Source organism: Mesorhizobium sp. M2A.F.Ca.ET.039.01.1.1 (assembly GCF_003998035.1).
Taxonomy (GTDB): Bacteria; Pseudomonadota; Alphaproteobacteria; order Rhizobiales; family Rhizobiaceae; genus Mesorhizobium.
Window position 1 is genome coordinate 1 of record NZ_RZRY01000240.1, and the last position, 8,640, is coordinate 8,640.

The window sequence follows — 8,640 nt, forward strand, 5'->3', positions numbered from 1 at the left end:
CCCTTGGCGACGAGCTCCTCATGCGAGCCCTCCTCGATGATGCGGCCCTTGTCCATGACGACGAGCCTGTCCATTGCCGCGATCGTCGACAGCCGGTGCGCGATGGCAATGACGGTCTTGCCCTGCATCAGCTTGTAGAGGTTCTCCTGGATCGCCGCCTCGGCCTCCGAATCGAGCGCCGAGGTCGCCTCGTCGAGGATCAGGATCGGCGCGTCCTTCAGCATGACGCGGGCGATCGCGATGCGCTGCCGCTGGCCGCCGGACAGTTTGACGCCGCGGTCGCCGACATGGGCACCGAACCCTTTGCGCCCATTGTGGTCGGAAAGCCCGGCGATGAAATCGAGCGCCTCCGCCCGCCGCGCCGCTTCGATAAGCATCTCCTCGGTCGCGTCCGGCCGGCCGTAGAGGATGTTCTCCTTCACCGACCGGTGCAGCAGCGAGGTGTCCTGCGTCACCATGCCGATCTGCGCGCGCAGCGAATCCTGCGTCACCGCCGCGATCTCCTGGCCGTCGACGAGGATCCTGCCGCTTTCCAGGTCGTAGAAACGCAGCAGCAGGTTGACCAGCGTCGACTTGCCGGCGCCGGAACGGCCGACGATGCCGACCTTCTCGCCGGATTTCACGGTGAGCGACAGGTTCTCGATGACGCCCTTCTGCTTGCCGTAATGGAAGCGGATGTCCTCGAAGCGGATCTCGCCCTGGCTGACGGCGATGTCCCTGGCGCCCTGCCTGTCTTCGACCAGGCGCGGCAGCGAGATCGACTGGATGCCGTCCTGCACCGTGCCGATATTCTCGAACAGCCCGGACATCTCCCACATGATCCACTGCGACATGCCCCACATGCGCAGCACCAGGCCGATGACCACCGCGACCGCGCCGATCGTTACCGCCTGGCCGAGCCACAGCCACAGCGAGATTGCCGTCACCGAGAACAGAAGCAGCGAGTTCAGGATGTAGAGCAGGCCGTAGAGCACCGTGACCAGCCGCATCGAACGGTAGACGGTGTCAAGGAAGCTCGCCATGCCTTCCCTGGCGAAGGTCGCCTCGCGGCGCGCGTGGCTGAACAGCTTCACCGTCTGGATGTTGGTGTAGCTGTCGACGACGCGGCCGGTCATGGTCGAGCGGGCATTGGCCTGCTCCTCGCCGACCTTGCCCAGTCTCGGGATGAAAAAGCGCAGCAGCCCGATATAGCCGACCAGCCAGACGGCGAGCGGTGCCGCCAGCCGCCAGTCGGCCGAGCCGACGATGAACAGCATGCCGAGGAAATAGACGATGACGTAGTTCAAGACGTCGATCAGCTTGATCACGCATTCGCGCACGGCGAGCGCCGTCTGCATCAGCTTGGTGGCGATGCGGCCGGCGAATTCGTCCTGGTAGAACGCCATCGATTGCTTGAGCAGGTAGCGGTGCACCTGCCAGCGGATGCGCATGGGATAATTGCCCATCAGCGTCTGCTGGTTGAGCAGCGAATGCAGCCAGACCGTGCCCGGCAGCGCGAACAGCACGACGAAGGCCATGCCGGCGAGCTTCCAGCTCTCGGTCTGCAGGAAGGTTTCGCGGTTCTGCCCCGACAGCCAGTCGACGATGCGGCCCATGAAGCCGAACATCCACACTTCGGCGATGGAGATCGCCGTCACCAGCACCGCATCGAGGAGGATGTAGGGCCAGGCGCCGCGCGTATAATGCACGCAAAACGCGACCAGCGTCTTCGGCGGCTCGACCGGCTCCGCGGCGGGAAATGGATCGAGCCTCTGTTCAAACCAGCGGAACATTCCAGGCACTCACGATGCTATGCGCGCTCACGCGGCGCGGGATTGATGGGCTAGGCTTTGCGGCCGCGCGGCATTGCGGGCCGGCGATACGGAATCATCCGCATCGCCGGCCTTGCTGCTCGCAATATAGGGTTTCGCCGGCATTTCGCCGACAGGCTCGTTCGACGATCCTGACGGCGCCGGGCTTCCCGACGAAAAGCCGGAGCCTGCCCGGTTTCGGTCGCCCGGCCGGAACAGACGGATGATCCGGCGCACCAGCGTCGGCCGGCTGTGGTCGGGCACCGCGCGCGAGAAATCGACGTCCGGCAGCATGCCGCGATGCGGCCTGCGCCGCTCCTCGGCATGCACCGCCGACGAATAGGTCTCGCCGATCAGCAGCGCCCAGGTCGCCGCCTTGCGCTCATGCAGGCTTCTTGACCCCGGTATCTTGTAGGGATCGAACATTGGTCCGTCCTCCATATGCAAATGCGTTAAAAAGGGTGATATGGCCTCGATCCTCGGCATTCGACCGAAGGCGCGGATCGAATCGGTCGTAACGGCGCGGCAAGCGTCGGTCTCGACACGTTCAGCTGGGGCGCGGCGCCCCTTTGGCAGTTTGAAAAACATCGCAAGATTCCTTCGAAGGCCGAAAATTGGGTTCGGCGGGAATCGGTGCGATGAAGACTTAAAGTGTCAGTAGAATCGTCGTACCGAAACCGCCATTGGGCATAGGAGAGCCCAGGAGAGGCGCTGGATGTGCATGGTCATCATGTGTTCCCCTCCATTCGGTTCGGGTTGACGATGATGGTCCTATACTCGACTTCGCAGAAATTGGCCACCCGACAGGCCAGAAATCGCCGAAAGCGGGAGATGCCTGTGGCCGATCTGCCACTTATTAGCAGGATGCGAAAATGAACGACCGTCTCCGCATCGCGCTCTACCAGCCGGATATCGCCGGCAACACCGGGACCATCCTGCGCTTCGCCGCCTGCCTCGACATCGCCGTCGATATCATCGAGCCTGCCGGCTTCCCGCTCTCCGACCGGGCGCTGGAACGGGCCGGCATGGACTACCTCGAAATGGCGACGCTCACCCGCCACGCCGACTGGCACGCCTTCGAGGAATGGCGAAACGCGCATGCGCGCCGCCTTGTGCTGCTCACCACCAAGGCCACGGCCGCTTATACCGGCTTTGCTTTCGCCGCCGGCGACATCCTTCTGTTCGGTCGCGAATCCGCCGGCGTGACGGAACAAGTCCACCAGGCGGCGGATGCCCGACTGACCATTCCGATGCGGCCGGGCGCACGCAGCATCAATGTCGCGCTGTCGGTCGCCATGGTCGCCGGCGAAGCGCTCCGCCAGATCGGCTAAAGCAATTCCAGGAAAAGTGTGAAACGGTTTTCTGCCCGGAATTGCGTCGAAACAATGAGCCAGCTTTCGCGCCTCCGCGCTATCCCGAACCGCCATCCCTTCCGCCGTCATTCCTGCCCAGGCGCACATCGCCTTCTCCTGCAATTGCCCTAGCGATATTTCCTGGCTACAAGCTCAACTTAACTTGAGGTCAAGCAGGAATTTGAGAATGGCTCCGGTAAGGGAATTGACGGTCGGCCAAGTGGCGATGCGCAGCGGCGTCGCGGTATCGGCGCTGCATTTCTACGAGGCGCGCGGGCTGATCCGCAGCCATCGGACGGCTGGCAACCAGCGGCGCTACGGCCGCGATGTGCTCAGGCGCGTTGCGATCATCCGCGTTGCCCAGGAGGTCGGCATCTCGCTTGCCGACATTGCACGGGCGTTCCAGTCCCTGCCCGAAGAGCGCACGCCGACGCGCGAGGACTGGAACCTGCTTTCGACGGCCTGGCGCGACGAGCTCGATCAGAAGATCGCCCAGCTCAAGAAATTGCGCGACGGCCTGACCGACTGCATCGGCTGCGGCTGCATGTCGATCGACAAATGCCCGCTGAGGAACAAGGAAGATCGGCTGGCCCGGGAGGGCACGGGCGCGAGAAGGCTGGCGGTGCGCTGACGGGTTGGCCGCCAAAGATGTCTCAGTCGGCCGCCGGCAGCCGGCGCATGGTGAATTCGATCACATCGCCTGGGCGTTCGAACCAGCTTTCGATCTCGGTCCAGTAGGCCTGCTTCGGAAAGCGCTCGAACCACTCCTTGGCCTTGAGGCGGGCGGCGGGCCTCGGCAGCACGAAGGTCTCGCGCAGGAAACCGTCGCGCGGCAGGTTTGCGCGCTCGGCGCGCGAGCGCTCCAGCCTCTTCTTCAAGCCATCCAGCGGCGGTCTTGCCGGGGTGCGCACGAAGGAACTCCTTTGCACCTGGATCAGACAGGACTTGACCCTTGTCTTTAACAGATTAGGGATCGCGCGCAGAAAAAACGAGTCATTTGTCGGCCGCGACTGGAGACAGCTTTTGGAACGACCCGAAATACCGGTGGGGTTGCCGGCCGACATCGAGCAGAAGAAGATGAAGGCCCGCCTCTGGTTCGAAGCGCTGCGCGAACGTATCTGCGCCACCTTCGAGCAGCTCGAGCAGGAGCTTCAGGGACCGCTGTCCTCATGGTCGCCCGGCCGTTTCGAGAAGACGCCCTGGGAGCGCGACGAAGGCCGCGGTGGCGGCGGCACCATGTCGATGATGCGCGGCCGCGTCTTCGAGAAGGTCGGGGTGCACACTTCGACCGTCCATGGCGAATTCTCGCCGGAATTCAGGAAGCAGATACCCGGCGCCGAGGAGGATCCGCGCTTCTGGGCAAGCGGCATCTCGCTGATTGCGCATCCCTGGAACCCCAACGTGCCTGCCGTGCACATGAACACGCGCATGGTCGTCACCACGCGCCAATGGTTTGGCGGCGGCGCCGATCTGACGCCGGTGCTCGACCGTCGCCGTACCCAGGACGACCCCGACACGATCGCCTTCCATCGCGCTATGCAGTTCGCCTGCGAGAAGAACGCCGCGGTCGCCGACTATCCCAAATTCAAGGCCTGGTGCGACGAATATTTCTTCCTGCCACATCGCAACGAGCCGCGCGGCATCGGCGGCATCTTCTTCGACTGGCTGCATTCGGGCGAGGACAAGGGCGGCTGGAACGCCGATCTCAATTTCGTACAGGATGTCGGCCGCTCCTTCCTAGTCGTCTATGCCCATCTGGTTCGTGGCAACTTCAACCAGAACTGGACCGATGGCGAGCGCGACGAACAGCTGATCCGGCGCGGCCGCTACGTCGAATTCAACTTGCTTCACGATCGCGGCACCATCTTCGGCCTGAAGACCGGCGGCAATGTAGCCTCGATCCTGTCCAGCCTGCCCCCCGAGGTGAAATGGCCGTAACGATCAGGTGAGCGCGGCTGTGGCCGCATTGCTGTCCCATTCGTCGAATCTTGGCAGGCAATGTGGCGGGCCGGATTTCTTTTACGTCTAATATCCTTTTGAAAAAATTGAGCTATTTAAGGTTGCCGGGCCGGGAAGCGGCGGCGGCAGAGGTGGCGATCATCGCGTCCCACGACCGCGACTCGACGCGACTTGACGGCCCTGATCTAAGAGAGGTGCCTGATCCAACGGGCGCCTGCATTTCCAGGAGAGCATGCCATGCGCAAGCTTATCGTGACGGCGGCAACCGTCGCCTTCCTCGCCTCCGGTGGCGCCGCGTTCGCGGCTGCCAAGCACACCACGGGAACCGTGAAGAGCTTTGATGGAACGGCCATGAGCCTGGTTCTCGACGATGGGTCGACCTTCACTCTGTCCAAGGCCTTCAAGGATCCCGGCATTCAGGCCGGTGAGAAGGTTCGCGTGTCCTGGGACATGAGCGGCAAGAAAAAAATCGCCGAAGCCGTCAAGATCATGAAGTAACGGCTGGAGCAATTCCAGGAAAACCGCACCCGGCGAGGCATAGCAGGCTCAGGCGGCGCGAAGGGCGGAGCACCAGTGCTTCGCCCTTCGTTTCATGCTTTTACCGCGCCGACCGCCCTCGGCCACTCCTTCGTGCAACCGAAAGCGGCGGCATGTGTTATTGATATCCATCCGGGCAATCCTGCGAAAACGCGCATCGGCTTTGGGCGGGATTGCATAAAGACAAATGGCTGGAGCGCTCTGGCTGAGCAGCCCCGTCGCGAGGAAAGGAAAATCCCCATGAAGGAATTTCAATGCGGATCGCTGGTTCCCGGCTGTGACTGGCATACGCGCGCCGAGGAAGAAGCGGAGGTCATGCGCCGCGCCGTCGAGCATATGCGTGAAACGCATGGCGAGACCATCATCCGCGAGACGATGATCGAGGCGATCCGCTCGCGCGTCCAGAAGGTCCGCGACGCCGCCTGATCGGGCCGGATCGGACTTCCAGACGTCACCGGCCGGCAAGGCTGGCGGGAAACTGCTTGCCTCGCATCCCGCCCTCTTCGTCGGCGATCCTCGATCGCCGGCCTAAAGCGCGTCGCGATCTTTCAGATTCGCTCCATGCGCTTTAGGTTTTTAGTTTTACGCGACATGCATAGGCGCTGTGTATCCATAATTCGGGGGAATTCTTATATTCGTAACAGCTTAGATAACCTGGCGGTAACGGTCTGCGTGCGATTCTCCCGTGCATGATCCGGCCAGAGGCGGCTGCCCGAGAAGCCCTTCGCCATCAAGGCGCTGTCCGGAATGGTGGGGCGAGGTGCTTCGCGCATGCGCGAGCGGTCCAACATCCGAGGCGGTTTCTGCACGGCGGTGCTTTTGGCGTGCGCCTTCCTCTTCGCGTCCGGCGCGGCCGCGCAGGAATGGACCACCTCGCTCGTCGATGTCCATCAGGGTTCTCCGCTCAGCGACAAGGCCAGGGGCCTCGGCACTGGCGGCTATGAATTGCAGAGCGGAAGCTGGATCTCCTTCAGCCGTTGGTATCACGCGAGTTGGATCGACATGCATGTCGACTTCCTCACCCAGATCACGCCCGATACGGGCTTTCTCTGGGGGTTCGGCACCGGCGAGCAAGCCGAGAAATATCGTATCGAGCCGAGCCTCAAGCTCGGATTTCTCACCCAGACCCATCCGAATCCCAACAGCACCCTGTCCCTGTCGGTCACCACCACCATCGGCGGCAATCTGACGGAAAAGCCCTGCGAGGCCGACTACGGCGAGTTCGGAACCTACAGCGTCAATTGCCGGCTGGCGGCGGGGGAGACCGCGCCTGAGGAAACGCTGAAGTATCTGGTCAGCGCCAGGCCGGAGACCATGCATCTCTGGCTGAACTACCGTCTCACTTTCTGATCGGAGGGCAGGCAAATGAAATCATCTTGTCCCGAAACTCACGATCGCCCGTCCTGGTTCTGTCTGACTGGAGAATGAACATGTCGGTTAAGTCCTTGAAGTTCGGCCTCGCCGCCGCCTTGGCCATTCTTTCGGCGCCGATGGCATCAGCGCAGGAAGCGCTCAGCCCGGACGAAATGGCCGCGCTCTGCCATGGCGGCGGGTCCATCTGCGTAAGCGCCACGATCCCGGTCGCGCGCACGACGCAGACCCTACAGAACTGGATGAGCCCCGACGTCGGCGCCGCATGGTCCGCCGGTTACAAGGGCAAGGGCGTCACCATCACCATGGTCGACGATTTCAGCAGCACGTCGCGCTTCTCCGGCAATTTCGGAATCGGCGTGCAGACGCAGCGGCACGGTGAATGGACGCGCGAGGAGGCGAGCATGATCGCTCCCGCGGCGACCATCCGCTCCAAGGATTTCTCGACCGGAACGACCGTTTCGCTGGCACGCGGTCTTAATGTGCTCAACCTGAGCTACGGCATGTACACCAACGCGGGCTACAGCGTGAATCAGATCTGGTGGGCCCCGGAAGAAGCCTCGATCATAAACTATGCGACCAGGGGAACGGCCGTCGTCTCCAAGGCGGCCGGCAACGACGCCGTCGCCGTTGGCGCGGCCATCAACGGCCAGCAGGACTATCTCGATCTCGCTTTGATCGGCAAATCGACGGCGATCTTCGTCGGCGCGCTGTCGACGAACGGCACGACGGCCAACAAGGCTCAGCTTGCATGGTATTCCGACTACGCCGGTACCAATACGCAGGTGCAGAGCCAATTTCCTGGTTGGTCGGCGTCGAAGGCGACAAGACGGGTCTCTATGGAACGTCTTTCGCCGCGCCGATCATCTCGGGCTACGCCGCGATCATCGGCAGCAAGTTCACCAAGGCGACGCCGGTGCAGATCACCAATGACCTGCTCAACACGGCCCGCACGGACACGCTGGCCAACTACGACCCGTCAATCTACGGCAAGGGCGAGGCAAGTCTCTCGCGGGCGCTGGCTCCCGTGGCGATACACTGACAGGCGCGGGTCCCCCCGGCCGACAGGAGCAATTCCAGGAAAGTGTGAGCGGTCAGGCTCAGGTCTTCGCCGTAGCCTTCCGTCCGGAATTGCATAAAACAAAGAGATAGAGCGGTTCGCCGTTTCCATGAAATGGTGAAACGACCTAAGGCTCCAAGGCCTGCGCGGCGCGCTCCATGAGCGCGCCGCGTTCCAGGGTGAAGCTCGACCCGACCCATTCCCTTTCGAGGTTCTTCAGCGTCGCGCCGAGCTTCGGCCCTGGTGACGCGCCAAGGCCAGTCAGGTCGGCGCCCTTGATCGGAAACACCGGTTTTGTCCATTTCAGCGTGAAGTTGAGCAGGCGTGAAAGGCCGCCAGCCTCCATCATTGCCTGGTTGTCTTCCACGGCACGCGTCCGCGCGGCGGCAAGCGCCAGCCGGATGCGGTCGAGATAGCCGTCGCGATCGCCGTAGTAGAGCTTCTTGGCCAGTTCGGTCTCGGTCATCTTCGCGTCCGGGGCGATGGTCAGCGCCCAGTGCCGCAGGCGAGCGGCCTCGTCATTCGAAAGCCGCAGCCGCTCGCCAAGCGTCTTCATGCGCACGGCATCGGG

At 62.8% G+C, this 8,640-nt stretch carries 12 protein-coding genes and 1 pseudogene; 7 read left to right on the forward strand and 6 right to left on the reverse strand.

All coding sequences use genetic code 11. The features are described 5' to 3' along the window. Together EOA24_RS18745 and EOA24_RS18750 are read right to left on the reverse strand one after the other, a co-directional pair. On the reverse strand, positions 1-1,772 hold a 1,772-nt coding region (locus EOA24_RS18745; RefSeq protein WP_133374546.1), incomplete at its 3' end, for an ABC transporter ATP-binding protein. A 27-nt stretch (positions 1,773-1,799) separates the two neighbouring features. After that, the gene (locus tag EOA24_RS18750) at positions 1,800-2,216 is read right to left on the reverse strand and encodes a hypothetical protein (protein WP_245466976.1); all 417 of its coding nucleotides are present in this window, start codon (positions 2,214-2,216) and stop codon (positions 1,800-1,802) included. Between the two features lie 446 nt (positions 2,217-2,662). Here EOA24_RS18750 and EOA24_RS18755 point away from each other — a divergent pair, with 446 nt between their 5' ends. Continuing rightward, positions 2,663-3,121, forward strand: coding sequence for a tRNA (cytidine(34)-2'-O)-methyltransferase (locus tag EOA24_RS18755; RefSeq protein ID WP_126081643.1), 459 nt, complete (start codon positions 2,663-2,665; stop codon positions 3,119-3,121). Between the two features lie 208 nt (positions 3,122-3,329). Next, entirely contained in the window at positions 3,330-3,773 is a 444-nt protein-coding gene (gene soxR / locus EOA24_RS18760) for a redox-sensitive transcriptional activator SoxR (RefSeq protein ID WP_126081642.1), read from the forward strand. A gap of 22 nt (positions 3,774-3,795) precedes the next feature. Here soxR and EOA24_RS18765 read toward each other — a convergent pair whose 3' ends face one another. Further along, positions 3,796-4,053 (reverse strand): hypothetical protein, encoded by a 258-nt coding sequence (locus EOA24_RS18765; RefSeq protein WP_042639873.1) that lies wholly within the window; start codon positions 4,051-4,053, stop codon positions 3,796-3,798. Between the two features lie 112 nt (positions 4,054-4,165). Here EOA24_RS18765 and hemF point away from each other — a divergent pair, with 112 nt between their 5' ends. From hemF to EOA24_RS18785, 4 genes are all read left to right on the forward strand, one after another. Further along, positions 4,166-5,080, forward strand: a complete 915-nt coding sequence (gene hemF, locus EOA24_RS18770) for an oxygen-dependent coproporphyrinogen oxidase (RefSeq protein ID WP_126059743.1) — start codon at positions 4,166-4,168, stop codon at positions 5,078-5,080. 258 nt (positions 5,081-5,338) lie between these two features. Further along, on the forward strand, positions 5,339-5,599 hold the full coding sequence (locus EOA24_RS18775; RefSeq protein ID WP_126081641.1) for a DUF1344 domain-containing protein: 261 nt from the start codon (positions 5,339-5,341) through the stop codon (positions 5,597-5,599). Positions 5,600-5,878: 279 nt separating this feature from the next. Then, positions 5,879-6,064, forward strand: coding sequence for a DUF1059 domain-containing protein (locus tag EOA24_RS18780; RefSeq protein WP_126081640.1), 186 nt, complete (start codon positions 5,879-5,881; stop codon positions 6,062-6,064). Positions 6,065-6,409: 345 nt separating this feature from the next. Beyond that, on the forward strand, positions 6,410-6,988 hold the full coding sequence (locus EOA24_RS18785) for a hypothetical protein (RefSeq protein ID WP_126081639.1): 579 nt from the start codon (positions 6,410-6,412) through the stop codon (positions 6,986-6,988). On the opposite strand, the gene EOA24_RS43120 is transcribed toward EOA24_RS18785, so the two are convergent. After that, positions 6,978-7,229: a hypothetical protein gene (locus tag EOA24_RS43120; RefSeq protein WP_245491023.1), complete on the reverse strand. Its 252-nt coding sequence runs from the start codon at positions 7,227-7,229 to the stop codon at positions 6,978-6,980. The two genes, EOA24_RS18785 and EOA24_RS43120, sit on opposite strands and share 11 nt — an antisense overlap. A gap of 57 nt (positions 7,230-7,286) precedes the next feature. After that, positions 7,287-7,445 (reverse strand): hypothetical protein, encoded by a 159-nt coding sequence (locus tag EOA24_RS43125; RefSeq protein ID WP_245501818.1) that lies wholly within the window; start codon positions 7,443-7,445, stop codon positions 7,287-7,289. A gap of 369 nt (positions 7,446-7,814) precedes the next feature. On the opposite strand from EOA24_RS43125, the gene EOA24_RS43130 reads away from it, so the two are divergent. Then, the gene (locus tag EOA24_RS43130; protein WP_245491022.1) at positions 7,815-8,051 is read left to right on the forward strand and encodes a S8 family serine peptidase; all 237 of its coding nucleotides are present in this window, start codon (positions 7,815-7,817) and stop codon (positions 8,049-8,051) included. A 145-nt stretch (positions 8,052-8,196) separates the two neighbouring features. Here EOA24_RS43130 and EOA24_RS18795 read toward each other — a convergent pair. Continuing rightward, positions 8,197-8,640, reverse strand: a pseudogene (locus tag EOA24_RS18795) (CCA tRNA nucleotidyltransferase); the annotation flags it as partial.